26 protein-coding genes are annotated in these 24,301 nt (G+C 62.9%); 20 read left to right on the forward strand and 6 right to left on the reverse strand.

All coding sequences use genetic code 11. The features are described 5' to 3' along the window. Position 1: 1 nt before the first annotated feature. From motD to ACIQUF_RS24245, 5 genes are read left to right on the forward strand one after another with little or no spacing between them, the layout of a single operon-like run. Positions 2-859, forward strand: a complete 858-nt coding sequence (gene motD / locus ACIQUF_RS24225) for a flagellar motor protein MotD (RefSeq protein WP_403136159.1) — start codon at positions 2-4, stop codon at positions 857-859. Between the two features lie 56 nt (positions 860-915). After that, a complete protein-coding gene (locus ACIQUF_RS24230; protein WP_403136160.1) occupies positions 916-1,707 on the forward strand; it encodes a ParA family protein in 792 nt (263 codons plus the stop codon). Next, positions 1,704-2,585 carry a CheW domain-containing protein gene (locus ACIQUF_RS24235; protein ID WP_403136162.1) on the forward strand — a complete coding sequence of 294 codons (882 nt, stop codon included), beginning with the start codon at positions 1,704-1,706 and terminating at the stop codon, positions 2,583-2,585. Before ACIQUF_RS24230 ends, ACIQUF_RS24235 begins: the two co-directional genes overlap by 4 nt. Before the next feature lie 42 nt (positions 2,586-2,627). Further along, on the forward strand, positions 2,628-3,107 hold the full coding sequence (locus ACIQUF_RS24240; RefSeq protein WP_016393802.1) for a chemotaxis protein CheW: 480 nt from the start codon (positions 2,628-2,630) through the stop codon (positions 3,105-3,107). Position 3,108: 1 nt separating this feature from the next. Continuing rightward, complete coding sequence (locus ACIQUF_RS24245) at positions 3,109-3,504, forward strand: DUF2802 domain-containing protein (RefSeq protein ID WP_403136163.1); 396 nt, start codon at positions 3,109-3,111, stop codon at positions 3,502-3,504. A 42-nt stretch (positions 3,505-3,546) separates the two neighbouring features. Here the strand turns inward: ACIQUF_RS24245 and ACIQUF_RS24250 are convergent, their stop codons facing one another. The 4 genes from ACIQUF_RS24250 to ACIQUF_RS24265 all read right to left on the reverse strand — a co-directional run bounded on the left by ACIQUF_RS24250 (position 3,547) and on the right by ACIQUF_RS24265 (position 11,097). Then, the gene (locus ACIQUF_RS24250) at positions 3,547-6,291 is read right to left on the reverse strand and encodes a dermonecrotic toxin domain-containing protein (protein ID WP_403136165.1); all 2,745 of its coding nucleotides are present in this window, start codon (positions 6,289-6,291) and stop codon (positions 3,547-3,549) included. A 101-nt stretch (positions 6,292-6,392) separates the two neighbouring features. Next, positions 6,393-9,128, reverse strand: a complete 2,736-nt coding sequence (locus tag ACIQUF_RS24255; RefSeq protein ID WP_403136167.1) for a dermonecrotic toxin domain-containing protein — start codon at positions 9,126-9,128, stop codon at positions 6,393-6,395. Between the two features lie 59 nt (positions 9,129-9,187). Next, on the reverse strand, positions 9,188-9,556 hold the full coding sequence (locus tag ACIQUF_RS24260; RefSeq protein ID WP_403136169.1) for an EscU/YscU/HrcU family type III secretion system export apparatus switch protein: 369 nt from the start codon (positions 9,554-9,556) through the stop codon (positions 9,188-9,190). Continuing rightward, entirely contained in the window at positions 9,553-11,097 is a 1,545-nt protein-coding gene (locus ACIQUF_RS24265; protein ID WP_403136171.1) for a flagellar hook-length control protein FliK, read from the reverse strand. The genes ACIQUF_RS24260 and ACIQUF_RS24265 overlap by 4 nt, the downstream gene beginning before the upstream one ends. 132 nt (positions 11,098-11,229) lie before the next feature. Between ACIQUF_RS24265 and ccmA the strand changes: the two genes are divergently transcribed. The 12 genes from ccmA to ACIQUF_RS24325 all read left to right on the forward strand — a co-directional run bounded on the left by ccmA (position 11,230) and on the right by ACIQUF_RS24325 (position 20,510). Continuing rightward, complete coding sequence (ccmA, locus tag ACIQUF_RS24270) at positions 11,230-11,862, forward strand: cytochrome c biogenesis heme-transporting ATPase CcmA (RefSeq protein ID WP_403136173.1); 633 nt, start codon at positions 11,230-11,232, stop codon at positions 11,860-11,862. Then, positions 11,859-12,527, forward strand: a complete 669-nt coding sequence (gene ccmB / locus ACIQUF_RS24275) for a heme exporter protein CcmB (protein WP_403136174.1) — start codon at positions 11,859-11,861, stop codon at positions 12,525-12,527. The genes ccmA and ccmB overlap by 4 nt, the downstream gene beginning before the upstream one ends. A gap of 46 nt (positions 12,528-12,573) precedes the next feature. Beyond that, positions 12,574-13,338: a heme ABC transporter permease gene (locus ACIQUF_RS24280; RefSeq protein ID WP_403136175.1), complete on the forward strand. Its 765-nt coding sequence runs from the start codon at positions 12,574-12,576 to the stop codon at positions 13,336-13,338. Further along, positions 13,338-13,514 carry a heme exporter protein CcmD gene (ccmD, locus tag ACIQUF_RS24285; protein ID WP_400795071.1) on the forward strand — a complete coding sequence of 59 codons (177 nt, stop codon included), beginning with the start codon at positions 13,338-13,340 and terminating at the stop codon, positions 13,512-13,514. Before ACIQUF_RS24280 ends, ccmD begins: the two co-directional genes overlap by 1 nt. Next, positions 13,511-13,954: a cytochrome c maturation protein CcmE gene (gene ccmE, locus ACIQUF_RS24290; RefSeq protein ID WP_400795069.1), complete on the forward strand. Its 444-nt coding sequence runs from the start codon at positions 13,511-13,513 to the stop codon at positions 13,952-13,954. Before ccmD ends, ccmE begins: the two co-directional genes overlap by 4 nt. Next, on the forward strand, positions 13,951-15,939 hold the full coding sequence (locus ACIQUF_RS24295) for a heme lyase CcmF/NrfE family subunit (RefSeq protein WP_403136178.1): 1,989 nt from the start codon (positions 13,951-13,953) through the stop codon (positions 15,937-15,939). The genes ccmE and ACIQUF_RS24295 overlap by 4 nt, the downstream gene beginning before the upstream one ends. After that, a complete protein-coding gene (locus ACIQUF_RS24300) occupies positions 15,936-16,472 on the forward strand; it encodes a DsbE family thiol:disulfide interchange protein (protein ID WP_403136180.1) in 537 nt (178 codons plus the stop codon). Before ACIQUF_RS24295 ends, ACIQUF_RS24300 begins: the two co-directional genes overlap by 4 nt. Continuing rightward, positions 16,469-16,945 carry a cytochrome c-type biogenesis protein gene (locus tag ACIQUF_RS24305; RefSeq protein ID WP_403136182.1) on the forward strand — a complete coding sequence of 159 codons (477 nt, stop codon included), beginning with the start codon at positions 16,469-16,471 and terminating at the stop codon, positions 16,943-16,945. Before ACIQUF_RS24300 ends, ACIQUF_RS24305 begins: the two co-directional genes overlap by 4 nt. Beyond that, positions 16,938-18,116, forward strand: a complete 1,179-nt coding sequence (ccmI, locus tag ACIQUF_RS24310; protein WP_403136184.1) for a c-type cytochrome biogenesis protein CcmI — start codon at positions 16,938-16,940, stop codon at positions 18,114-18,116. The genes ACIQUF_RS24305 and ccmI overlap by 8 nt, the downstream gene beginning before the upstream one ends. 12 nt (positions 18,117-18,128) lie before the next feature. Then, the gene (locus ACIQUF_RS24315) at positions 18,129-18,551 is read left to right on the forward strand and encodes a hypothetical protein (protein WP_403136185.1); all 423 of its coding nucleotides are present in this window, start codon (positions 18,129-18,131) and stop codon (positions 18,549-18,551) included. A gap of 183 nt (positions 18,552-18,734) precedes the next feature. Further along, on the forward strand, positions 18,735-19,673 hold the full coding sequence (locus tag ACIQUF_RS24320; RefSeq protein WP_403136186.1) for a 2-hydroxyacid dehydrogenase: 939 nt from the start codon (positions 18,735-18,737) through the stop codon (positions 19,671-19,673). 48 nt (positions 19,674-19,721) lie between these two features. Then, entirely contained in the window at positions 19,722-20,510 is a 789-nt protein-coding gene (locus ACIQUF_RS24325) for a PhzF family phenazine biosynthesis protein (RefSeq protein ID WP_403136188.1), read from the forward strand. 48 nt (positions 20,511-20,558) lie between these two features. Here the strand turns inward: ACIQUF_RS24325 and ACIQUF_RS24330 are convergent, their stop codons facing one another. Next, a complete protein-coding gene (locus ACIQUF_RS24330) occupies positions 20,559-21,446 on the reverse strand; it encodes a halovibrin HvnC (protein ID WP_403136190.1) in 888 nt (295 codons plus the stop codon). A 228-nt stretch (positions 21,447-21,674) separates the two neighbouring features. Beyond that, positions 21,675-22,343 carry a hypothetical protein gene (locus tag ACIQUF_RS24335; RefSeq protein ID WP_403136192.1) on the reverse strand — a complete coding sequence of 223 codons (669 nt, stop codon included), beginning with the start codon at positions 22,341-22,343 and terminating at the stop codon, positions 21,675-21,677. A gap of 149 nt (positions 22,344-22,492) precedes the next feature. Here ACIQUF_RS24335 and ACIQUF_RS24340 point away from each other — a divergent pair, with 149 nt between their 5' ends. From ACIQUF_RS24340 to ACIQUF_RS24350, 3 genes are all read left to right on the forward strand, one after another. Then, entirely contained in the window at positions 22,493-22,903 is a 411-nt protein-coding gene (locus tag ACIQUF_RS24340) for a GFA family protein (protein WP_403136194.1), read from the forward strand. Between the two features lie 65 nt (positions 22,904-22,968). After that, positions 22,969-23,910: a DMT family transporter gene (locus ACIQUF_RS24345; protein WP_403136196.1), complete on the forward strand. Its 942-nt coding sequence runs from the start codon at positions 22,969-22,971 to the stop codon at positions 23,908-23,910. Positions 23,911-23,949: 39 nt separating this feature from the next. Next, positions 23,950-24,288 (forward strand): FKBP-type peptidyl-prolyl cis-trans isomerase, encoded by a 339-nt coding sequence (locus ACIQUF_RS24350; RefSeq protein ID WP_403136198.1) that lies wholly within the window; start codon positions 23,950-23,952, stop codon positions 24,286-24,288. Positions 24,289-24,301: the final 13 nt, after the last annotated feature.

A 24,301-nucleotide genomic window follows, 5' to 3' on the forward strand; every position in this document is an offset into this window, starting at 1 on the left:
CATGCGTCGCCGTCGCCATACCGAGGAACACGAAAATCACGAACGCTGGCTGGTGTCGTACGCCGACTTCATCACCTTGCTGTTCGCCTTTTTCGTGGTCATGTACTCGATTTCGTCGATCAACGAGGGCAAGTACAAGGTCATTTCGCAAGCGCTGCTGGGGGTGTTCAACGACCCGGAGCGGAGCATGAAGCCAATCCCCATCGGCGATGAGCAGCCGCTCAGCGTCAAGCCGGCCGAGCCGTTGATCAAGGACAGCGAACAGACTGACGCGGGCCTGGCGCAGAGCAGCGTCGACCCGCTGAAAGCCATCAGTGACGACGTGCGCGATGCCTTTGGCGACCTGATCAAGTCTGACCAGATGACGGTTCGCGGCAACGAGTTGTGGGTGGAAATCGAGCTCAACTCTTCGTTGCTGTTTGGTAGCGGCGATGCGATGCCCAGTGACAAGGCGTTCGACATCATCGAGAAGGTGGCGAACATACTCAAACCGTTCGCCAACCCGGTGCACGTCGAAGGCTTCACCGACAACCTGCCGATCCGCACCGCGCAATACCCGACCAACTGGGAGCTGTCTTCGGCGCGGGCGGCAAGCATCGTCCGCCTGCTGGCGATGGAAGGGGTGAATCCGGCGCGCATGGCGTCGGTCGGGTACGGCGAATACCAGCCGCTGGCCAGCAACGACACCGCCGAGGGCCGCGCGCGCAACCGCCGGGTGGTGCTGGTGATTTCCCGCAACCTCGAAGTGCGCCGCAGCCTCACGGGCTCCGGCACTGCCAATGCCAGCCCGGACGCCGCGCTGCGTCGGGCTGGCACACAAAGTGCACCGGCAACGCCAGCAATGGGGGCGGGGCAGTAACTCGTCAATTCTCTGTCACCGCTACCCTGCGGCATCAACGAGTCAAGAGTTGTCCTATGAGAGTCTGGGCAGTAGCCAATCAAAAAGGCGGGGTCGGCAAGACCACCACCACTATCGCCTTGGCCGGCCTGCTGGCTGAGGCGGGCAAGCGCGTGGTCGTCGTCGACCTCGACCCGCATGGCTCGATGACCAGCTATTTCGGGCACAACCCCGATGCCCTGGAGCACAGCTGCTACGACCTGTTCCTGCACAAGGGCCAGGTGCCGGAAGGTTTGCCTGGGCAGCTGTTGTTGCCGACCAGCCACGAGCGTATCTCGCTGCTGCCGTCGAGCACCGCATTGGCGGTGCTGGAGCGTCAGTCGCCCGGGCAGAGTGGCCTGGGCCTGGTGATCGCCAAGAGTCTGGCGCAGCTGTGGCAGGATTTCGACTTCGCCCTGATCGACAGCCCGCCGTTGCTCGGTGTGTTGATGGTCAATGCCCTGGCCGCCAGCCAGCAGCTGGTGGTGCCGGTGCAGACCGAGTTCCTCGCGGTAAAAGGCCTGGAACGCATGATCGGCACCCTGGCCATGGTCAACCGTTCGCGCAAGCAGGCCTTGCCGTATCAGATCGTGCCGACCCTCTTCGACCGCCGTACGCAAGCCTCGCTGGGCACGCTCAAGGTTTTGCGTGATACCTATGAACATCAGGTGTGGCAGGGCTATATCCCGGTCGATACGCGCCTGCGCGATGCCAGCCGCAGCGGTGTCACGCCGTCGCAGTTCGACGGCAAGAGCCGTGGGGTGATCGCTTACCGGGCGCTGCTCAAACACCTGCTCACTTACAAGACTGCCGTGCAGGTGGCGTCATGACGATCAAGACCGGCAGCCGGCCGCAATTGGCCCTGCAGTCCTACCTCGATGGCCTGCTGCAGGAGGCTACCGAAGCCGAGGATCTTCTCGACTTGCCATCGCCGGCTGCCCGCGACGAATTCGCCGACGCGGTGCGTGAAGAACAGGCCCGCGACGCCCGCCAGCACGCCGAAGCGCCTGTCAGCGCTCCAGCGCCAAGGCCTTTTGCTGAGCCGCAATTGAAAGTGCTGCCCACCGTACTGCCGGTCGAAGAACCGGTGGTTGCGGTGGTCGAGGCCGAGGTGGTGGCCGAAGCCAGCATCCCGGTGCTGGCCGAAATCCAGGCGCCCGAACCGGTTGCGCCGCTGGTCGAGGTGCACCTGCCTGCGCCGAACGTGCCGGCCCCGCCAGCCACGGTCGATGGCCGGCCGCTGTGGGCGGCCGAGCCGTTCGAGTGCCTGCTGTTCGACGTCGCCGGGCTGACGTTGGCGGTACCGCTGGTGTGCCTGGGCTCGATCTACAGCCTGGAAGGTCAGGAGCTGACACCACTGTTCGGCCAGCCGGACTGGTTCCTCGGCATTCTGACCTGCCAGGCGGGCAACCTGAAGGTGCTGGACACCGCGCGCTGGGTGATGCCCGACCGTTACCGGGACGACTTCCGCCAGGGCCTGAACTACGTGATTTCCGTGCAGGGCTACGAATGGGGCCTGGCCGTGCATCAGGTCAGCCGCTCGCTGCGCCTGGACCCGGCCGAAATCAAGTGGCGCAGCCAGCGTGGCCAGCGCCCGTGGCTGGCCGGCACGGTCATCGAACACATGTGTGCACTGCTCGACGTCGCCGAATTGGCCGAGCTGATCGCCAGTGGCGCGGTCAAGCAGCTGCACGCCAACCACAAATAACTGCGAACACACCGCCAATGGCGGATTTTGAGGGCTAGGGGAATGAAAAAGTCGTCTGCACAGGGTTCAGAAGATCCGATCCTGCAATGGGTAACCTTCCGTCTGGACAACGAGTCCTACGGCATCAACGTGATGCAGGTGCAGGAAGTGCTGCGCTACACCGAGATCGCTCCGGTGCCGGGCGCGCCGAGCTACGTGCTGGGCATCATCAACCTGCGCGGCAACGTGGTGACGGTGATCGACACCCGCCAGCGCTTCGGCCTGATGCCGTCGGACGTGACCGATAACACCCGTATCGTCATCATCGAGGCCGACAAGCAAGTGGTTGGCATCCTGGTCGACAGCGTGGCCGAGGTGGTCTATCTGCGCCAGTCGGAGATCGAGACCGCGCCGAACGTCGGCAACGAAGAATCGGCCAAGTTCATCCAGGGCGTGTGCAACAAGAACGGCGAGTTGCTGATCCTGGTCGAGCTGGACAAGATGATGACCGAGGAAGAGTGGTCCGAGCTGGAGAACATCTGAGTTGATCTTCGAGGTTGCTGTCATCTTCCTGGCGCTGCTGTGGGCAGTGAGCCTGTGGTTTTTCCTCAACTACAGCAAACGCCAGCGCGAACTGGCCGCGCAGCAGGCCGTGGGTGATGCGCTGCGCGACCAGCGCATCAAGGATTTGGCCAAGCGCCTGGATGACTACCAGAACGGCACCGTGCGCATGGGTGAGGCCATCCATGAGCTGCGTGCGGCGGTGGCCAGCGTGCCAGACCGCCTGGAGCGCCTGGAACAGCGCGACCCCAGCAGCGTCACCTTCAGCCAGGCGGCCAGATTGGTGGGCATGGGCGCCAGCGTGTCGGAGTTGACCGAAAGCTGCGGCCTGACCCAGGCAGAGGCGGAGTTGATGAGCAAGTTGCATCGAGCCGACTGAGAGTAGAGCCACGCGTGCGCGGCTCGCCTCCGACCCTCAATGTCAGGTGTGCACCCATGACTGGGTACCGCCAATCTGCGCTACCCGGCTAAGTGGGAAGCCGTGGTCGAACGCTACCAGCATGGCTTCAGGTGTAGCGATGTAGCGCCTGTTCAGCATCTTGATGCCGTGCAGGTTCCACAACTGGCGCAACTGTGCCAGGGCTGGCAAGTGACGGTCGATCATGTCGCTGAGCAGTTGCGGGCCGGTGAGACGGCTCAGGGTCTTGGCATACCGGCCGAACGCCTCAGGGTCTTCCAACTGGCTTGGCTTACTCAAGTAGAAATCCGGCTCTGCCAGCCAGCGTTCGTTCATCTCGGCGCTGATGGCCAGAAGCGTTGGGTTGCCTGCCTGGCTGCCGATGATGCTGTTGTTGAACAGCCCATTCATACCCAGGGTTTCGTTGGAGACAGGGTAAGGCAGCAGTAGCCCGTCAGCGCTGCACGGCAGGCGCAGATCGGCGATGACTCGGCCGGCGAGCCCTGCACGTTCGCCTTGGGGAAATTCACCAGGCGTCAGCAGGTGGTCATCGAGGTCCATATAAAGGCCGCCTTCGTGATACAGCAGGTGGTAGCGCAGCACATCCGACGCCGATGCATAGTTGCGGGCCATACCACCATTGCCATCGATCGCTGCCTGATACTGAGCATGGCCGGGCGTTTGCCGGAAGCTTTCGAACAACGGCTGATCCTCCAGCGTGAGGACTTGCAGGCTGGGCGCGTGCTGACTCAGCAGGCGCAGGTTCTGTTGGTAGGCTTCGGCGCTGGCGTTGCTCAGGTAGAGTCGAAGCGTCCAGGGGGTACCGTCGACCAGCGCTGCGTTCCTGCCGATGTTTTCCAATAGAGGCGTGCCCATGACTTTGTCGCCCACCCAGATCCCCGAGATGAGCGTGGGCACATCAGTGGCTTCTTCGGCGGCTGGTAGTCGCAGGTCGACAGGCAAATGCAGATCGATACCCAGGGCACGGAGGGTGGCCATGCGCGTCTGGTCGCTGACTTCACGTTCGGCGCTGACCGGCAGTAAGTTTCTGGCGTTGAGTGAGGCCCGGTAGTAAGTGGGCGTCACGCTGTTCGCTTGTTCTGCTGAAAGGAACGCGTCCGCTTCCACGTCGTAGATGACATCGACGAGGTAGCCGTCTATCGAAGCACCCAGCGTATCGGGTTCTGGGGTGTATTTGGGGACCCGTTGCACGGCGTCCGCGGTTGCCTGGTCGGCCCCAGGCAAGGGTTCGATCCTGTTATCCCGAACGAAAAAGTCCGCGCCTTCCGGCTCTGCGAAATGAAAAGGTTCCAGGGGGCTCAGCGGGTAGCCCATGCGGCCATGGATTTCGCGGGGGGCTACGAAACCGTTGCGCCTGAAGCGAAACAGCAACGACCGCTCGCCGGCCACCGCGTGTGCCAGCGGCGCGGCGTTGAGCAGGCCGTAGACACTGTCGCTGACCCCGGCGGCATTTTGTTCCGCTGTCTTGCCGTTGATGGCCTGATCCAGCCCCAGGCCAAACTGGGCCACGCCGCCGACGGCGAAGACGATGGCCAGTTCGGGTACCACCAGCGCCAATGGCGCCAGCAGGTTGCAAGCCGAGCGCAGGTAACCGAGCCAGCGGGCCTTTTCCACCTCGCTGGCAGTGGTGATCAGCGCGTCGGCATCGCGATAGCTGCGTTGGCGCTGTCGTTCGGCCAGCGCCTGGAACAGGTCGCCGGAGATTGGCGGGCTGTACTTGGCGGCCTTGTAGTCGATATAGGTGGCGGGCTTCCAGACACCCTCGGTGGTGAACCCCGGGCGATCAGACGACAGGTGATTGCGCTTGGGGTACGCTGCCAGGCCCTCAAGCGCCGTGTGCAGGCCGCTGTAGCTGAGCCCGTCGGCGCGCTCGTCAACCGGGAAGTGAGCCTCCAGAACCAGGCGCTTGTCTGCCTTCTTGAGTTGCTTGGCGAACCATTGTTTGAGTGCCTCTTGCGTGTCGAACTCATGCAGAGGCGAGGTGTTGCCGGGTATGTACAACAGCGTCAGGTCGTTGGCGCTGTCCTTGAAACAGATCAGATCGGTTGCCGCATAGCCATACACGTTCAGCGGCCAGGCCTGCACGCCAGCGGCGTCGGCTGTCAGCCCAGCGGCTCGCCATGCCAGCAACGCTGCGTCGCGGCTCAGGCTGCCCTCGGCGACCTGCTTGTTGCAGGCCGCGATAAAGTTGACCCGCTCGCATACGCTGTGATCGTGCGTGTGGTCCTGCCAGTAGCGGTCAAGCATGTTTTTGTAGACGCTGTGAAAATCCAGGTTCCAGATGAATTTCTGCAAGGTTTCGGCGGCTATCGGAACATGGGTTTCGTTGCTGTAGCGTTGCACAGGCTCGCGCCGGAAAAGGCCATTGAACACTTCGTAGCCGGCGCCGTTGGTCAGCGTGTCGGGCGTTTGCAAGCGATCGACGATGTGCATCGTGCCGGGCAAGTGGCCGGCCCAGGGCTCGTGCAGCAAGTCGCCGACCAGGTTGTTGTCGCTCTCGCCTTGCCAGTTGCCGAGCAGTGCTTCGGTCAGGGTAATGCGCTGGGCCACTACCGCATTCCAGCCGCCTTGGCCGTCGCCTTGGTAGTGGAGCGTCACTACATCGGTGTGTTCGATGTCCAGCTTCACGCCTTGTTGGGCGCTCCAGCGCTCAATGGCCTGGTTTGCCGCCTGGTCCGGGCGAGGAAAGTGGGCCAGGTGGGCGCGAACGAAGTCCACGCCTGCGTTCTGGAGGTAGGGAATGCTCATGAGGTCACCCGCGTTGTTGGAGAGTGACCACTGTGCGTAGCGCTGACGACCAGGCTGCGGTATTTATCTAGCGCCGTGCCTGGCCGCCCGCGTGAACAGGCTCAAACGTTCAGCTCCTCAGCCCAACTGTGGGCGCTTCCGGTACGGGCTACGAGATCAAGCGGGGCGTATTCGCGCAGGACCTTGTTGAAGCGTGAGAGATCAAAAACGCTGTGCAAGTCGAAGAGCGGTGAAACCAGCAGGGAACAGCACTCGCGCAGTTGCCTGAGCGCCGGCAGCTCGGTATCGATGACGGCGTTGAGGACACCAGGGCCGGTCATCAGGCTCAGTTTGCGCGAATAGTCGAGAAAGGCGGCGGACGGCAGCTGTCGACTCGGGCGGCGGGCGTAGAAGCCTGGGTCCAATTCGAAGCGCCGAAGAATCTCGTTCGAGACCGCTTCCAGCGTTGGGTTCTGTGGGTGGCTGCCAATCATGCTGTTGTTGTACTTGATGTACATGCCCAAGCGGTCATTGGAAACCGGTGGTGCCAGTATCAGGTCATTGGGTGATGCCTTGAGCGGTATTCGCTCCAGAGGTGAGATGACCTGGTTTGTGCTGATGGGCAGCAGGCGGTCATCGGCATCCAGATACAGACCACCCTGGCTGTTGAGCAATCGGTAACGCAGGATGTCGCAGGCTGAAGCCGCGTTTCTGCGGGCGCTGTCGTCCTCACTGATTGCAGTCCGATACTGCGGGAAATAAGGCGATTGTTTGAATTCCTGGAAGAAGCCTTGATCTTCCAGCGGCATGATAAAGGCGCCAGGGGCGTGCTTGCGCAGCAAAACGATGTTGTGCAGGTAACTGGCCTGGTTCTGCCGGGACAGGTAGATCTGGTAGCGGTAGCGGCTGATGCGCAAAATCTCGGCGTTGTGCGCCAATGCCTCGAGGTAGGTGCCGCTCAACAGGCGTTCACCCAGCCAGACGCTATGCACCACGGCAGGGATCGGCGTGCGTTCCAGCGATGCGAACGCGTCGAAGGTCACCGGCAATTGCAGGTCGATGCCCAAGGCCTTCAAGGTTGCCATCCGTTGCGCCAGCGAGGCCACTCGGCTGCCGGTCGACGGCACCAGGGCATGGGGATTGCTGGCATTGAGCTCCCAGCGGGGCGGGTCGAGCGAAGCCATTTCGCTCGAACGCACGAAGCGGTCAGCGGTGAACTCGTACGCTACCCAATCAGCCACCACGCCATGGTCGGTCTGCAACCAGGCCATGAAGCGATGATTCAGGCGGTGGTCGATGCGGGTGACGACTATAGCCATGTTGTCCGCAGAGATGACCGGTGCCTCACGAAAACTCAGTTCTGCAGCGTCGATTTCTACGTCCGGCACGATCGGCGCGGCGCCTACCGCATCGTCCAGAACCTCTTGCAGGCGCCAGGCGCTGAAAAAACCCGGCCGAGCGTAACGAAACACTGTCGTTGGCGGGGCAAGGCGGGCAGCGGGCGCTGAGGCCAGGGCGTTGAGCAAGCCATACACCTGGGTGCTCACGCCTTGCTCCTTGATGCTGACGCTTTTGCCATTGACGGCGGCATCCAGGCCCAGACTGAACTGCGCCAAACCGCCGATCACCAGCAGGGGTGCGAGTTCGGGCAATACAATGACCAGTGGCGCCAGAAGCGTGGTGGCGATGTTCAGGTAATGGCTCCAGGTTTGCTGGCGGATGTCTGCGTTACTGATGATCTGCTGCGCCGAATCTGCGTAGCTCCTGTGTTTTTGGCGTTGGGCCAGCGCGTGGAACAGATCGCCGGTGATACGCGGGTTGTAGGTGTGCGGGCGGTAGTCGACGATGTGCTGCGGGTCCCACACGCCACTGGTGGCAAAGCCCGGACGATCCGTACTCAAGTGGTGCGGGGCGGGGTAGAGCCCCAAGCCTTCGAGCGCGGTGCGCAGGCCGCTGAAGTCCAGGCCGTCTGGCCAGTCGGCACGGGCGAAGTGGGTCAGGAGTACCTCGCGAATGGCAGGGTCGCGGCATTGTTCGGCAAACCAGCGTTTCATGGCGGCTTCATTGTCGAACTCATGCAGCGGCGAACTGTTGCCCGGAATGTAAAGCAGCATGAGCGGACTTGAGGAACGTTTGAGCTGCAGGATGCTGGTCGATGTGTATCCGTACACGTTCAACATCGACAGCTCAAGGTCGCCCGCATCGACCAGACCGGCTGCACGCCAGATAAGGTCACGGCCTTCTTCGGACAGGATCTGGTCGTGCACCTGGCGGTTGCAGGCCTGGATGAAGGCGATTTTCAGCGCCTGCTGGTAGGGCGCCTCGCTTCGAGCCCAGTAAGCATCGAGACTGGCAGTAAACTGGGTGCGCAGATCCTGATGGGCGATGAATTCCTGCAGGGCCTCGGCGCGGATAGGCACACGTGTATCCGGGGCATAACGGGAAGGCTGGGTGCGCCGGTAAAGGCCGTTGAAAATCAGATAAGGAGAGGCATTGGAGATCACGCTCGCTGGCTTCAGGCGGTCAACCAGCGTGAATGCCAGTGTCGGCACGCTGCCGGCCCAGTCGCCAAAGTGGAAGTTGCTGATGCCGTGGGCGGTTTCACCTCGCCAGTTGGCGAGGAACGCTTCGACCAGGTTCATTTTTCCGGTGATCACCGCGTTGTTTCGCACAACGCCACCCGGCTGCAATTCGACCTGATAGTGAAAGGTGATCACGTCGAGTTGCAACGGCGATTCGGTAATGCCCTGGGTGGCGAGCCAGGCGCTCAGCTTTGTCTCGGCGGTCTGGTCGGGGCGAGGGAAGGCGTTCAACGCCTGACGGATTGGCGCAGGTGTGGCGTCGGGGAGTTGCTGCATGGCGGATACCGGGTTGGATTGGACGCTTGCAGCATGAGCAGGCGCAACCACGCGCGGTGTTATATAGCGCTGCCTTTGTCCTGTGCGGGTGAAACGACGTCGCTGGTCAGCAAAGCGCTGGCCGGTGTGATGTCCCTGACGGGCGCTACCTGATCGCTGAAGCCCTGGGGGGCTTTGCCGCGCAACCGCCAGGCGAAGGCGATGATTTCGGCGATGGTCAGGTACAAGGCTTCGGGAATCTGATCACCCAATTCCAGACGTGCCAGCAGGCTGACCAGCTCGGCGTTTTCATAGATCGGCACCTCATGCTCGCGGGCCAGGGCCAGAATGGCTTCGGCCAGTTCCTCGTCACCTTTGGCGGTGAGGGTAGGGGCCTGCTGGCCGTCGTAGTTCAGGGCGATGGCCTGACGGGGAGGTTTGTCGATCATGCGGTCTCGTCTACCCAGCGTTGTTCCACCCGCGTGCGCGGGCCCTGTGGCGGGATGCCAGGGTGGCATTCCAGGTCGCCGACATCCAGGCCGCGGGCCAACAGACGCTCGCGCAGTTGGCCAAGCTGGCTGTCAATGAGCCGCGCCGTTTGCTCACGCTCGGCCCACAGCTGCCCGGTTAGACGCCCCTGGGCCAATTGTGCCTGCACTTGCAACGGCCCCAGCGGCGCCAGGTCGAAGGCCAGGTCGATGCGCCACAGTGCCTGCGGAGCGTCTTGCGGCTCGCGCCGTCGTTCGGCCTGCTGCTGAGGGGTTTCTTCACGCTGCAGTTTGACCTGCAGCGGGATGAACTCCTGGCCGTGGCGTACCGGGATCTCGGTCTGCCAGGTGGTTTGCAGGTTACCGTTATCCAGTGTGCCGGACTGCTGCAGGCTGCTCAGGGCGTGGCTCTGCAGGCGTGAAATGGCGGCGGCGGCCAGGCGCAGCAGCTGCTGCAGATCACCTTCGTTTTCCATGGCCTGCAGCAGCCGTGAGGGCAGCGGGAATGCGCCCGGGGCGGTCTTTGGGCTGACCCGGTCGAGCATGCCCAACGCACTGCGGGCCATGGCCGGCAGGGCCTGGGCGAGGGTGGCGGACGCGACCATCGGGCTTGGCGCGTTCGCTGAGGCTTGGGCGACCAGCCTGACCAACTGTGCCTTGAGGTCCGTGGCTACGCTGGCGCCAAGGCCGCCCATCAGCTTGGCCTCAAGGAAGGCACCGCTGTTGTTGAGGGCCTGGGCGAGTGCTTTGCCATCGCTGAGTTGACGGGCATCCGAAAGCCCAGCCAGCAGGCTGTTGGCGGTGCTGCGCAGTTCGCCGTCGTTGGCTGGGTTGCTGGCGATCTGTTGAAGGGCATTGAGCAGGCCGGGCAGGGACGCCTGACGGCCTTGCTGAGTGAGCAACTGCTGAGCGATGTTCAACTGTTCCTGGCGACCGCTGAGGGGTACGAAGCGCAGTGACTGATCGCCCTGTACCAGGGCGCTGAGCAGGCTGCCGATTGGCAGCGGGCGCGGGCTGTCGATGGTCAGGATGGCGCCGGCCTGGGCACTGTTGAGCAGGCTGACCAGGGAGCGGAAGCTGGCGCCGTCACCCGGCAGCGCTTGGTTGGTCAGCACTTTGCCTTGCAGCAGGGTGCCGACCGGCACTTTGCTGGTGTCTAGCTGGGTGAGGGTGGTGACGTTACTGGCGTTGGCCTGCTGAACCATGACCGCCAGGCGGTTGCTCTGCGGCTGGCTGACGGTGATCTGGCTACCTTGTGGCAGGGGTTGGCTGGTCGTGGCCTGCAGTTGGGTCTGGTTACCGTTGGCCTGCATCAGCCGCAGCACCAGCTGAAACTCGCTACCCGCCTGGCGCAGCGTCAACACTTCGGCTTGCGCGGTTTCACCCGGTTTGAGCAACCCGGGTTGCGCTTGCGTCAGGTTCAGCAGTTCACCCGTCAGCGCGGCCTTGATCGCCTGCGGATTGATGACGGTTTGTGCGCCGAGACTATTGATTTCAGTCATGATTGTATACAACCTGTGGGGCCAAGCCTCTTGGCAGCGTGTCAGCGCATGTAATAATGCCCGCCGTTCGCCACTGCCAGTATAACGGCAGCGCGGGGGACGACTTGAGAAGCATATAGATAAGGCGAAACCGTGACCCTTCACCTCCAAGCCGTGGGCCTGGCCTGCGAGCGCGACTGGCGCCTGTTGTTCGAGCACCTCGATTTCGAGCTGCGGCCCGGCGACATGCTGCAGATCAGCGGCCCCAACGGCAGTGGCAAGACCAGCCTGCTGCGTTTGCTGGCCGGTTTGATGCAGCCGACCGCCGGGCAGATCCTGCTGGGCGGTCAGCCTCTGGCCGAGCAGCGCCACGCCCTGGCCACTATGTTGCTGTGGATCGGCCACGCCGCCGGCATCAAGGACCTGCTTACCGCAGAAGAGAATCTCACCTGGCTCTGCGCCTTGCACCAGCCTGCGACTGGCGAGGCGATCTGGGCGGCGCTGGCGGCCGTCGGCCTGCGCGGTTTCGAAGACGTTCCCTGCCACACCCTGTCTGCCGGCCAGCAACGCCGGGTTGCACTCGCTCGGTTGTATCTGGACAGCCCGCCGCTGTGGATTCTCGACGAACCCTTCACCGCCCTTGACAAGCAGGGCGTGGCCCAACTCGAAGCGCACCTGGCGGCCCATTGCGAGCAGGGTGGCACGGTGGTGCTGACTACCCACCACACCTTGGGCCGCAAGCCCTCTGGCTACCGTGAATTGAACCTGGGGCAGTGGGCGGCATGAGCGTATTCATCCTGTTGCTGCGCCGCGAGGCGCGCCTGTTGTTCCGCCGCCCGGCCGAGCTGGCCAATCCGCTGGTGTTCTTCGCCATCGTCGTTGCATTGTTCCCGCTGGCGGTTGGGCCGGAAAGCCAATTGTTGCAAACCTTGTCACCTGGACTGGTCTGGGTAGCGGCCTTGCTGGCCGTGCTGCTGTCGCTCGACGGCCTGTTTCGCAGCGATTTCGAGGACGGCTCGCTGGAGCAGTGGATGCTGTCGCCACATCCGTTGGCCTTGCTGGTGCTGGCCAAGGTGTTGGCACACTGGATCTTTTCCGGGCTGGCGCTGGTATTGTTGGCGCCACTGCTGGCGCTGATGCTGGGGTTGCCGAGCCATTGCCTGCCGGTGCTGCTCGGCTCGCTGCTGCTGGGCACCCCGGTGCTGAGCCTGCTGGGTGCGGTCGGCGCGGCGCTGACCGTTGGCCTCAAGCGTGGCGGCCTGCTGCTGGCGTTGCTGATTCTGCCGTTGTATATCCCTGTATTGATCCTGGGCAGTGGTGCGTTGCAGGCGGCATTGCAGAATATGCCGGCCACCGGCCATCTGCTCTGGCTGGCCAGCCTCACGGCCCTTGCGGTCACCCTGGCACCCTTTGCGATAGCGGCCGGCCTGAAGATCAGCGTCGGCGAATAACGAGTCCTGGGCTATCAAGCCCGGCAAATACCCTGGATGTACCCTGATGAAAATAAGTTGGACGTGGTTCCACAAGCTGGGCTCCCCGAAATGGTTCTATGCCATCAGTGGCCGCATGCTGCCGTGGCTGGCCGTCTCCGCCATCCTGCTGCTGGTCACCGGGGTGGTCTGGGGCCTGGCCTTTGCCCCTGAGGATTACCAGCAGGGCAACAGTTTCCGCATCATCTATATCCACGTGCCGGCGGCGATGCTCGCGCAGTCCTGCTACGTGCTGCTGGCGGTGGCCGGGGTGGTGGGGCTGGTGTGGAAGATGAAGCTGGCCGACGTCGCCTTGCAATGCGCAGCGCCTATCGGCGCCTGGATGACTGCCGTGGCGCTGGTCACCGGTGCCATCTGGGGCAAGCCGACCTGGGGCAGCTGGTGGGTGTGGGACGCACGCCTGACCTCGATGCTGATCCTGCTGTTCCTGTACTTCGGCATCATTGCCCTGGGCCAGGCGATCAGTAACCGCGACAGCGCGGCCAAGGCCTGTGCGGTGCTAGCCATCGTCGGGGTGATCAACATCCCGATCATCAAGTTTTCGGTGGAGTGGTGGAACACCCTGCACCAGGGCGCCACCTTCACCCTGACCGAAAAGCCGGCGATGCCCGCCGAGATGTGGCTGCCGCTGCTGTGCACGGCGCTGGGTTTCTATTGTTTCTTTGGCGCCGTGCTGCTGCTGCGCATGCGCCTTGAAGTACTCAAGCGCGAAGCGCGTGCCAGCTGGGTCAAAGAAGAAGTGATGAACAGCCTGGGTCGGAGGGCCGCGTGATGAGCTTTTCTTCATTCGGCGATTTCCTCGCCATGGGCCACCATGGCCTGTACGTCTGGTCGGCCTATGGCATCTGCCTGGCGGTGCTGGCGGTCAATGTCGCCGCGCCCTTGCTGGCCCGCCGTCGCTACCTGCAAGAAGAGGCGCGCCGTTTGCGCCGGGAGAACAACCTGTGAATCCGCAGCGCAAGAAACGCCTGTTCCTGATCCTCGGCCTGCTGGCCGGGGTCGCGGTGGCCGTCGGCTTTGCCCTGAGCGCCCTGCAACAGAACATCAACCTGTTCTACACCCCGACGCAGATCGCCAATGGCGAGGCGCCGCTGGACACCCGCATTCGCGCTGGCGGCATGGTCGAGAAGGGCTCGCTGCAACGCTCGGGCGATTCGCTCGACGTGCGCTTCGTGGTCACCGATTTCAACAAATCGGTGCCGATCACCTACCGTGGCATACTGCCCGACCTGTTCCGCGAAGGGCAGGGCATCGTCGCCCTGGGCAAGCTCAATGCCGAGGGCGTGGTGGTGGCCGATGAGGTGCTGGCCAAGCACGATGAGAAATACATGCCGCCAGAGGTCACCAAGGCCCTGAAAGAGAGCGGCCAGGCGGAGGCCAAGCCATGAACGCCGCTTTGGTAATCCCCGAACTTGGCCAGTTGGCGATGATCCTGGCGATCTGCTTCGCCGTCGTGCAGGCCACGGTGCCGCTGCTCGGCGCCTGGCGCGGTGACAGCCTGTGGATGAGCCTGGCGCGCCCGGCGGCCTGGGGGCAGTTTGCCTTTCTAGCCTTCGCCTTCGCCTGCCTCACCCACGCTTTCATGACCGACAACTTCTCGGTCGCCTATGTGGCCAGCAACTCCAACAGCGCCTTGCCCTGGTACTACAAGTTCAGCGCCGTGTGGGGCGCGCATGAAGGCTCGTTGCTGCTGTGGGCGCTGATCCTCGGCGGTTGGACATTTGCCGTGTCGGTATTCTCGCGGCAGTTGCCGCAAGTGATGCTGGCGCGAGTGCTGGCGGTGATGGGCATGATCAGCGTTGGCTTCCTGAGCTTCCTCATCATTACTTCAAACCCGTTCCAGCGCCTGTTGCCACAAGTGCCAACCGATGGCCGCGACCTCAACCCACTGCTGCAGGACTTCGGCCTGATCGTTCACCCGCCGATGCTGTACATGGGCTACGTGGGCTTCTCGGTGGCCTTCGCCTTCGCCATCGCCGCGCTATTGGGTGGGCGCCTGGATGCCGCCTGGGCACGCTGGTCGCGACCCTGGACCATCGTCGCCTGGGCGTTTCTCGGCGTGGGCATCACCCTGGGCTCCTGGTGGGCCTACTACGAACTCGGCTGGGGCGGCTGGTGGTTCTGGGACCCGGTGGAAAACGCCTCGTTCATGCCCTGGCTGGTGGGCACCGCGCTGATCCACTCACTGGCAGTGACGGAAAAACGCGGGGTGTTCAAAAGCTGGACCGTGCTGCTGGCCATCGCCGCCTTCTCGCTGAGCCTGCTGGGGACCTTCCTGGTGCGTTCCGGCGTGCTGACCTCGGTACACGCTTTCGCCGCAGACCCGTCGCGCGGCGTATTCATCCTCATCTTCCTGCTGTTCGTGGTGGGTGGTTCGTTAACCCTGTTCGCCCTGCGCGCTCCGGTGGTGAAGAGCCAGGTCGGCTTTGCCCTGTGGTCGCGCGAGACGTTGCTGCTGGCCAACAACCTGGTGCTGGTGGTGGCGGCGTCGATGATCCTGCTCGGCACGCTCTACCCGCTGGTGCTCGATGCCCTGACCGGAGCCAAGCTGTCGGTCGGCCCGCCGTACTTCGACGCGCTGTTCCTGCCGCTGATGGCGCTGCTGATGATCGTCCTCGGTGTCGGCGTGGTCGTGCGTTGGAAGGACACACCCGGCAAATGGCTGGCCAGCATGCTGACCCCGGTGCTGATCGGCAGCGCGGTGCTGGCGCCGGTAGCTGGTTTCATCGTCGACGATTTCGACTGGCCAACGCTCACCGCCTTCGCCCTGGCCGCCTGGGTGGTGCTCAGTGGCCTGCGCGACATATTTGACAAGACCCGCCACAAAGGCCTGGCCAAAGGCGTGCGCGGCCTCTCCCGCAGCTACTGGGGCATGCAGCTGGCGCACCTGGGCCTGGCGGTGTGTGCCCTGGGCGTGGTGCTGTCGAGCAACAACAGCGCCGAGCGCGACCTGCGTCTGGCCCCGGGCGAAAGCGTGGAACTGGGCGGTTACCAGTTCCTGTTCCAGGGCGCCAAGCACTTCGAAGGCCCAAATTTCATTTCCGACAAAGGCACCATCGTGGTCAGCCGCGACGGCCGTGAAGTGACCACGCTGCATCCGGAGAAGCGCCTGTACACGGTGCAACAGTCGATGATGACCGAGGCTGGCATCGATGCCGGCTTCACCCGCGACCTGTACGTCGCCCTCGGCGAGCCGCTGGACAACGGCGCCTGGGCCGTGCGCGTGCATATCAAGCCTTACGTTCGCTGGATCTGGCTGGGCGGTCTGCTGACCGGCCTGGGCGGTTTGCTGGCGGCCTTCGACCGGCGCTACCGCGTCAAGGTCAAGACCCGGGTGCGTGATGTCCTGGGCGTATCTGGAGCAGCTGCATGAAGCGTTGGATCATGGTGGTGCCTTTGGCGGTATTTCTGCTGATGGCGGTCTTCCTCTACAAAGGGCTGTTCCTCAAGCCCGACGAGCTGCCTTCGGCAATGATCGGCAAGCCGTTCCCGGCGTTTTCCCTGGCCTCGACCCAGGGCGACCGCACCCTGACCCAGGCCGACTTGCAGGGCCGCCCGGCGCTGGTCAACGTGTGGGCCACCTGGTGCCCGTCGTGCAAGGTCGAGCACCCGTACCTCAATCAGCTGGCCCAGCAGGGCGTGGTGATCTATGGCATCAACTACAAAGACGACAATGCCGCAGCGGTGAAGTGGCTGGCCGATTTCCACAACCCGTACCAGTTGGACATCCGTGACGAGCAGGGCAGCCTGGGCCTGGACCTGGGCGTGTACGGCGCGCCGGAAACCTTCCTGATCGACGCCAAAGGCATCATTCGCTACAAGCACGTCGGCATCGTCGATGCCACGGTGTGGCGCGAGCAGCTGGCGCCGCTGTATCAGGGCCTGGTCGACGAGGCCAAGCCATGAAGCGCTGGCTTGCAGCCGCCGTGCTCGGTTTGAGCCTGGCTGGCATGGCCCGGGCGGCCATCGATACCTACCAGTTCCGCGACGACGCCGAGCGTGAGCGTTATCAGCAACTGACCAAGGAACTGCGCTGCCCCAAGTGCCAGAACCAGGACATCGCCGATTCCAACGCACCGATCGCCGCCGACCTGCGCCGTGAAATCTTCCGCATGCTCGGCGAAGGCAAGAGCAACCAGCAGATCGTCGACTTCATGGTTGATCGCTATGGCGACTTCGTGCGCTACAAGCCGGCGCTCAGTGGGCGTACCTGGCTGCTCTGGTTCGGCCCAGGTCTGCTGCTGGTCGGCGGCTTCGTGGCCCTGGCGGTGATCGTCCGCAGGCGCCGCACCCCGGCTGCCCAAGGCTCCCATGAGCTGTCCGTCGAAGAACGCGAGCGTCTCGCCAAACTGCTGGAAAAAGAACGCAATCATGACTGAATTCTGGCTAAGCGCGGGCCTTTTGCTGCTCGCCGCCCTAGGCTTTCTGCTGATCCCGATCCTGCGCGGCCGTGGCCGTCAGCAGGAAGAAGACCGTACCGCACTGAACGTCGCCCTGTACCAGGAACGCGTTGCCGAGCTGGCTGCCCAGCAGGCCGCCGGTGTATTGGACGACACGCAACTGGCCAGTGGCCGCGACGAAGCCGCTCGTGAACTGCTGGCCGACACCGAAGGCGCCGAGGCGCCGCGCCAGGGCCACCTGGGCAAGGTGCTGCCGTTGCTGGCCGCCGTGCTGGTGCCGCTGATGGCGCTGGGGCTGTACCTGCACTTTGGCGCCGCCGACAAGGTCGAGCTGACCCAGGAGTTTGCCGCCGCGCCCAAGTCGATGGAAGAGATGACCACGCGCCTGGAGCGCGCCGTCGAGGCCCAGCCGGACTCCGCCGAAGGCCTGTACTTCCTCGGCCGTGCTTACATGGCCGAGCAGCGCCCGGGGGATGCGGCCAAGGCGTATGAACGGGCCCTGGCGTTGGCCGGGCGTCAGCCCGAACTGCTGGGCCAGTTGGCCCAAGCCCTGTATTTCGCTGCCAACAAGCAATGGAGCGCGCAGGTGCAGGCGCTGACCGACGAGGCGCTCAAGGCCGATCCGAACGAAGTCACCAGCCTTGGCCTGCGGGGCATCGCCGCATTTGAAGGCGAGCGCTATCAGGAGGCCATCGACTATTGGAAGCGTCTGTTGGCGCAACTGCCCGCGGGCGACGCTTCGCGTGCGGCGCTGCAAGGCGGCATCGACCGAGCGGCCGAGCGCCTGGGCAAACCTGCGGCCTCGGTTGCCGCGCGCCTGAAAGTACGCGTGGAGCTGGCGGCGGCGCTGAAGGACAAGGTCAAACCCGACGACACGGTGTTCATCTTCGCCCGCGCCAGCAATGGCCCACCGATGCCGCTGGCAGCCAAGCGGGTGACCGTGGCGCAGCTGCCGCTGGAGGTCGAGCTGTCTGACGCCGATGCGATGATGCCGCAGATGAAACTGTCCGACTTCGCCGAAGTCCAACTGGTTGCACGTGTATCGCGCGCCGGCCAACCCACTCGTGGCGAGTGGATCGGCCAGGGCGCACCCTTGGCCACCAGCACCCAGGGCACCCAGCACCTGACCATCGACAGCCCAGACCTGTAAGAGAACCCTGCCATGCGAAACGCCGTCCGCCTGACCCTGATCACCCTGGCCCTGGGTTTGTCCGCGTGTACCGTGCGTGAGCCATACGAACAGCCGGCGCCGCCAATCGAGACGGTGCCGCCGCAGAAGGGACCGGTGGTCAAGCCATTGCCCGGCGGCCAGCCCTCCACGCAGCCGAGCAAGCCAGCGGCCATTCCGAAACCGATGCCACGGACGTCCGCGAGCTTTGCACCGCCACCGGGCGGTGCCAGCCATTGGGACCCGAAGCTGGGTGTTTATGTGCTTGAGAAGAAGCCCAACACCTTCTACCGGCAGCGCACCTATTACCGCTATGAGAATAACGGCTGGAGCTGGTCGCTGAGCCCGGAGGGTCCATGGCAGGAGACCGACAGCAGTGGTGTGCCGGGCGGCCTGGGCCGGGCGTTCGCGCAATAGGTCATTGCCAACAAGGCTGACAACCATGGCCTATCAGGCCATGGTACGTTGCAACAAACGGTAGGAGCGGATTCATCCGCGATGCGCCGCGCGGGCGGCGCTCGATCTCAAGAGCGCCAAAAACCCATCGGCATGCACCCGCAGATTGCGCATAATGCCCTCTGATCTCCAAGGAGGAGCGGCATGAGCAAAACAGTCCTGGTACTGGTAGAAACCGTCGACGATTACCTGCCCCTGCTCGAACAGGCCGGCTACCGTCTGATCCGCGCTCCCTCCCCCCAGCTGCGTGCCGACGCCATTGCGCGCCACGCCGCTGAAATCGATGCCGTACTCACGCGTGGCCCCTTGGGTCTGACGGCTGCCGAAATCGAAGCATTGCCAAAGCTGCAGATCATCTGCGTCATCGGCGCCGGTTACGAGCAGGTCGACCTGGCTGCCGCCGCAGCCCGTGGCATCACCGTCACCAATGGCGCCGGCGCCAATGCCGCCGCCGTGGCCGACCACACCCTGGCAATGTTGCTGGCGCTGTTGCGTAACATCCCCAGCGCCGATGCCAGCACCCGTCGAGGCGAGTGGAATCGGGCGATCAGCCCTTCGGTGAGTGGCAAGCGCCTGGGCATTCTCGGCCTGGGCGCCGTCGGCCTGGCCATCGCCAAACGTGCCAGCCTCGGCTTCGACATGCACATCAGCTACCACAGCCGCACACCGCGCCAGGACGTTCCCTACACCTGGTACGACAGCCCGCAGCACCTGGGCGATGCCGTCGACATCCTGGTCGTGGCTACCCCCGGCGGCGCGAATACCCGTCACCTGGTCGATGCGCAGGTGCTCGACGCACTGGGCGCCGAGGGTTACCTGGTGAACATCGCCCGGGCCAGTGTGGTCGATACCCAGGCCCTGATTGCCGCCCTGCAACACGGCCAGCTCGCCGGTGCCGCGCTCGACGTGTTCGATGACGAGCCGCAAGTACCCGACGCCCTCAAGGCCCTCGCCAATACCGTGCTCACCCCCCACGTGGCCGGCCAGTCGCCGGAAGCCGCGCGCGATACCGTGACCCTGGTGCTGCGTAACCTGCAGGCGTTTTTTGCCGGTGAGCCGGTGCTCACGCCCGTTTACGCATAACCCTTTTCGAACCCGCCCGGCGCTGCCCGGGCTACAAGGAGCGTTTGCATGCAACTCGAAATCTTCCAGGTCGATGCCTTTTCCGCCGAACCCTTCGGTGGCAATCCTGCTGCAGTGATTCCGCTGGACAGCTGGCTGCCGGACGCCGTGCTGCAACGCATCGCCGAAGAAAACAATCTGTCGGAAACCGCTTACTTCGTACGCAACGGTGAATGTTTCGACCTGCGCTGGTTTACCCCCACAGTCGAAGTCGACTTGTGCGGTCATGCCACCCTGGCGTCGGCCTATGTGTTGTTCGAACAGCTGGGTGAGCAAACCCAGGTGCTGCGCTTTAACACCCGCAGCGGCGAACTGCGCGTCAGTCGAGGCGCCGATGGCCTGTTGAGCATGGACTTCCCGGCCAAGCAGCCGCTGGCCGTCGAGGTGCCGGCCGGGTTGTTGGAAGCGCTGGGCTTGCGGACTGCCAAGGGGGTCTACCGCTCTGACGACTATGTGGTGGTGATCGATGACGCGGCGCTGCTCGATACGCTCACACCCGATTTCGTCGCGCTTTCGGCGTTCGATGTGCGTGGGGTCGCGGTGACTGCGGCTGGCCGTGGTTTCGATTTCGTTACCCGCTGGTTCGGACCACGGGTCGGGGTCAACGAAGATCCGGTCACTGGCTCTGCGCATACCTCACTGGCGCCGATATGGGCCGATTTGTTGGGCAGCAGCGTGTTGAGCTGCGAACAAGGTGGGGCGCGCAAAGGGCAGTTGCAGTGCCAGGTGCCCGGCAATGGCCGGGTGATCATCAGTGGCCGAGCGGCTTTGTTCCTGCGGGGCTTGGTGTACCTATGACCCGGGGAGGTGTACCTCAAGGCAGACGAGGTACACCGGCCCCGAATTTCATTGATCGCTGGACAGATACTGGAACGTTGCGGTGCCGTTCGCCACGGTTGGCAATGTAATCCTGATGACCGGCACATCAATCGAGTACTTGGCGAGGTAGCGCCGCTTGCTGGCGCGTGCGTCTTCCAGCCCCCCCGGCGCATAGAAGAACGCCTGGATCGGCAGCACCGGGCCCTTGCCTTGCCCCCAATCCTTCAGCAACATTTCGTTGTGCTCGACGAAATACCTGCTGTCCTGCCATTTGGCTTGCATGGCGGCGTAGAAGTTGGGGCCAGCATAGTTGTTGAGCTCATCGCGGACATCAAAGCCGCAGATTCTGTTGCCTGAAACACCCGGTGGGTATGCCTTCCTCCATAGTTCGCCGGTGATGATACCTTGTTGATGGCAAGCCTGGCTTCCGGCGACGCCTGGGTATACACCGCAGCCTAAACGCTCAACCCTATTATTGGTCCAGCCATCCATGGGGAAGTGGCACAAAACTGGGATGTCGAGCTTGCCTTCCGGTGTACCCAGGATGGGGTAGAAAACAAAGCCGTTGGGCCTCTGCGAGTTCCAGGCGAAGCTTTTGAAGTTGTTGTCGAGGCGCAGGTAGGAAAACGAAACACTGCCTTTCGTTATTTTAGGGTTTGGGTCCCACGGGTCGAAGGCAGAACTGTAAGTGGTGGCTCGCAGAATGATGCCGGAACACAGAAATGCCGGTTGTGAGTCACTACCACAGTTCCTGGGCGTTTTGAGATAACGCTCGGTCAATGCTTTTGCAGTAGCAGCGCCATCAATCACGGTGACAACGGGTAGTTGCGGGGGTGTGGGTGGCGGTGCAGCGGGCTCCTGCGTGGTACAGGCGACCAGCAGCAGGGAAGGGAGCAGCAGCAACAATCTGTTCATCAGTTAGAACCTCGGGCGTGTTGGCGCGTGCTCCAAGTGATCGTTAGAGCATCGGCAAAGCGTTGATAAATTGGCCCGGGTTGCGAACAGGTTAAGAAGATCGATGGGGGTGTGCAACTGACAAAAATGCTAGGTTTTGGTGTTGTTTCATGAGCACGGGGAACCGATAAGTTCCCCGTGTTTGTAATGGCTGTGCGTGTGAGGAAGTAGATGGTCAGCAGGAAATATTTAAAAATTCATTCGAAGCACTTGGGAGAACCAGGATTGCGAATCTCCCGGCCTGCGGGCGGTGTAGTTGATGAGGACCTCCCTTCCTAAATTCTCTTGGATCCAGCTTCTATTGATCTGGAAATATTCCCGGCGGCCTTCTTGCAAGTCCTCTTCATCAGTGTCCCTAATGATGCTGCCGTGCCATCGTACACGACCTGTGTGGCGATCTTGTTGGCCTGAATATAGCAGCGATACGGCGTCAGTGGCCTCGTTAGGCTGCGCGTGAAATTGGGGTTCTGGCAGGACTAAAACTTGAGGCTCAATGATGAGCGCAAAGGCCTGCGAACGGATTGTGTCATTGACGACAGCCCTGATAGTTACCGTGTGCCCAATGCTGTCTATGACTTCAAGTCGGGGAACCTGGAATGTGAGGAGTTGTGGTGTGGGGGGGGGCTGCGGATCGCTGGTCCATGTGATGGCGCGGCCAACCCATTCCACCCTGATCGATTGTCCGGACATGCCCTGAAATGAAGGTACTTGAACGTCGAGATAATCGTCGTAATACATACTCTGGTGAAAGTTGAGCCTACCGGCAAGCGCTTTGGGAACGAGCGGTATTCCAGGAACGATGGCGGGGCGCATCACGCGAAAGAGCAAGGGTTTGGACGATGTGGCTTGTACGCGCATGGGGACCACCGTGAGATCAGTAGGATGGGAGTGGTCAGCGTATTCAACAAACTCGGCCCCAGACAACTGGCAAAAATACCAGGTGACGGCATACGTTTGTTCAGCAGTGCTACTGTTGTTTGTAATGCTGATATATAGAGGATTACGCGATGCTTTCTCCCACTGTGCATGGCAAATGCCTGTGCGGCGCTGTCCGTATCGTTGCCAATGTCGACAGCCGCAGTGTCGGTGCCTGCCACTGCAGCATGTGCCGGAAATGGGGCGGCGGGCCGCTGCTGGTCGTGCACTGCAGTACACCGCCGCTGTTCGAAGGGCTTGCGCCTAGCGTTCACGACTCTTCCGAATGGGCCCAGCGCGGCTTTTGTGGTCGTTGTGGCACACACCTCTATTATCGGCTCAAAGCCAATGATTTTTACGCGGTGCCAGTGGGCCTGCTGGATGGCGACGAGTCCTGGGATTTCGACCTGCAGATCTTCGTCGAGCAGAAACCTGCCTGGTACTGCTTCGCTAACCAGACCACCGAGCTGACAGGGCAACAAGCCTTCGAGCAACTCGGCTGAAAGATTCTTTGCCTGGCACCTCGCACAACGGTAGCCTGCGCTGATCATCGAATGGGAGCACAGACGTGAAGCGCGGTGTGATGTATGCCGGTGGGGCCGGTGCGTTGTGGGGCCTGGTGCTGATGGTTCCAGCGCTGTTGCCGGAGTTCAACCCGATGCTCTTGAGCAGCGTGCGCTATGGGTTGGTCGGCATCATTTCGCTGCTGCTGGCCGTGCCCATGGCGCGGCAGTTGCGCCAGCTCACCTGGCGTGATGCCTGGATGCTGCTGCGCCTGGCAGTGGTCGGCAACCTGGTGTACTTCGTTTGCCTGGTGGCAGCCATTCAGCGCCTCGGTGTGGCGCCCGCGTCGCTGATCGTCGGGGTGCTGCCGCTGACCATCACCTTGTACGGTCGCAACGACAGCGGCGCGGTGCCACTTACTCGCCTTGTCGGCCCCTTGGCGCTGATCCTGGCAGGCATCTTGTGCATCAACCTGGAAACCTTCGCGTTCGCCCCGGGCGATATCGCCGAGAAGTTCATGGGGCTGCTCTACGCCCTTGCCGCGCTCGCCTGCTGGACTTGGTACGCCACGCAGAACAGCCGCTGTCTCAAACAGTGCGGGCATTTCGACAGCCATCAGTGGTCGGTGTTGATCGGGGTAATGACGGGGTTGGCCAGCGTGGTCATGATGGCGGTGCTGGCGCTGTGGCAGCCTCAGCAACTGCAGGTCGAGGCGCCGGTGGCCCGTTGGGGGCTGTTCTGGGCTGCCTGCCTGGGGTGCGCGGTGCTTGGCTCGTGGCTGGCCACCGCGCTGTGGAATGCCGCGTCCAAGCGGTTGCCGTTGACCTTGAGCGGCCAGTTGATCGTGTTCGAAACCTTGTTCGCGCTGTTGTATGCCTTTCTCTGGCGCCAAGCCGGGCCGAGCCTGCTGGAAGCGGCGGCGATCGTCCTGGTGATCGGCGGGGTGCTGTGGTCTATGCGCCAGCACGGAACCCTACGCGAGCTTGCCAAACCTGTGCATTCCTGAGAAAAGGGCGGCCTTGAATTTAATCGTTGGAGCATGCCCATGAGCAGCGAACTGCAGATCACCGACCTCGTCGAGGGCGACGGCAAGGCTGCCGTCAAAGGTGCATTGATCACCACCCAGTACACCGGTTGGCTGGCCGATGGCAGCGAGTTCGATTCGTCGTGGTCGCGCGGCAAGCCCTTCCAGTGCGTGATCGGCACCGGCCGTGTGATCAAGGGCTGGGACCAAGGCCTGATGGGCATGCGCGTGGGCGGCAAGCGCAAGCTGCAGGTGCCGGCGCACCTTGGTTATGGTGAACGCAGCATGGGGGCGATCCCGCCGAATTCGGACCTTACCTTCGAGATCGAGTTGCTCGAAGTGTTGACGCGGGATGACTGATCAGCCCGCGTCT

Origin of the sequence: Pseudomonas sp. NPDC090233 (genome assembly GCF_044772285.1) — a bacterium.
GTDB lineage: Bacteria > Pseudomonadota > Gammaproteobacteria > Pseudomonadales > Pseudomonadaceae > Aquipseudomonas.

Bases quoted from the DNA above. Each gene is read 5' to 3' on its own strand.
- motD (WP_403136159.1), top strand. From the start codon at position 2: ATGCGTCGCCGTCGCCATACCGAGGAACACGAAAATCACGAACGCTGG.
- ACIQUF_RS24230 (WP_403136160.1), top strand. From the start codon at position 916: ATGAGAGTCTGGGCAGTAGCCAATCAAAAAGGCGGGGTCGGCAAGACC.
- ACIQUF_RS24235 (WP_403136162.1), top strand. From the start codon at position 1,704: ATGACGATCAAGACCGGCAGCCGGCCGCAATTGGCCCTGCAGTCCTAC.
- ACIQUF_RS24240 (WP_016393802.1), top strand. From the start codon at position 2,628: ATGAAAAAGTCGTCTGCACAGGGTTCAGAAGATCCGATCCTGCAATGG.
- ACIQUF_RS24250 (WP_403136165.1), bottom strand. From the start codon at position 6,291: ATGAGCATTCCCTACCTCCAGAACGCAGGCGTGGACTTCGTTCGCGCC.
- ACIQUF_RS24255 (WP_403136167.1), bottom strand. From the start codon at position 9,128: ATGCAGCAACTCCCCGACGCCACACCTGCGCCAATCCGTCAGGCGTTG.
- ACIQUF_RS24260 (WP_403136169.1), bottom strand. From the start codon at position 9,556: ATGATCGACAAACCTCCCCGTCAGGCCATCGCCCTGAACTACGACGGC.
- ACIQUF_RS24265 (WP_403136171.1), bottom strand. From the start codon at position 11,097: ATGACTGAAATCAATAGTCTCGGCGCACAAACCGTCATCAATCCGCAG.
- ccmB (WP_403136174.1), top strand. From the start codon at position 11,859: ATGAGCGTATTCATCCTGTTGCTGCGCCGCGAGGCGCGCCTGTTGTTC.
- ACIQUF_RS24280 (WP_403136175.1), top strand. From the start codon at position 12,574: ATGAAAATAAGTTGGACGTGGTTCCACAAGCTGGGCTCCCCGAAATGG.
- ccmD (WP_400795071.1), top strand. From the start codon at position 13,338: ATGAGCTTTTCTTCATTCGGCGATTTCCTCGCCATGGGCCACCATGGC.
- ACIQUF_RS24295 (WP_403136178.1), top strand. From the start codon at position 13,951: ATGAACGCCGCTTTGGTAATCCCCGAACTTGGCCAGTTGGCGATGATC.
- ACIQUF_RS24300 (WP_403136180.1), top strand. From the start codon at position 15,936: ATGAAGCGTTGGATCATGGTGGTGCCTTTGGCGGTATTTCTGCTGATG.
- ACIQUF_RS24305 (WP_403136182.1), top strand. From the start codon at position 16,469: ATGAAGCGCTGGCTTGCAGCCGCCGTGCTCGGTTTGAGCCTGGCTGGC.
- ccmI (WP_403136184.1), top strand. From the start codon at position 16,938: ATGACTGAATTCTGGCTAAGCGCGGGCCTTTTGCTGCTCGCCGCCCTA.
- ACIQUF_RS24315 (WP_403136185.1), top strand. From the start codon at position 18,129: ATGCGAAACGCCGTCCGCCTGACCCTGATCACCCTGGCCCTGGGTTTG.
- ACIQUF_RS24320 (WP_403136186.1), top strand. From the start codon at position 18,735: ATGAGCAAAACAGTCCTGGTACTGGTAGAAACCGTCGACGATTACCTG.
- ACIQUF_RS24325 (WP_403136188.1), top strand. From the start codon at position 19,722: ATGCAACTCGAAATCTTCCAGGTCGATGCCTTTTCCGCCGAACCCTTC.
- ACIQUF_RS24330 (WP_403136190.1), bottom strand. From the start codon at position 21,446: ATGAACAGATTGTTGCTGCTGCTCCCTTCCCTGCTGCTGGTCGCCTGT.
- ACIQUF_RS24335 (WP_403136192.1), bottom strand. From the start codon at position 22,343: ATGCGCGTACAAGCCACATCGTCCAAACCCTTGCTCTTTCGCGTGATG.
- ACIQUF_RS24340 (WP_403136194.1), top strand. From the start codon at position 22,493: ATGCTTTCTCCCACTGTGCATGGCAAATGCCTGTGCGGCGCTGTCCGT.
- ACIQUF_RS24350 (WP_403136198.1), top strand. From the start codon at position 23,950: ATGAGCAGCGAACTGCAGATCACCGACCTCGTCGAGGGCGACGGCAAG.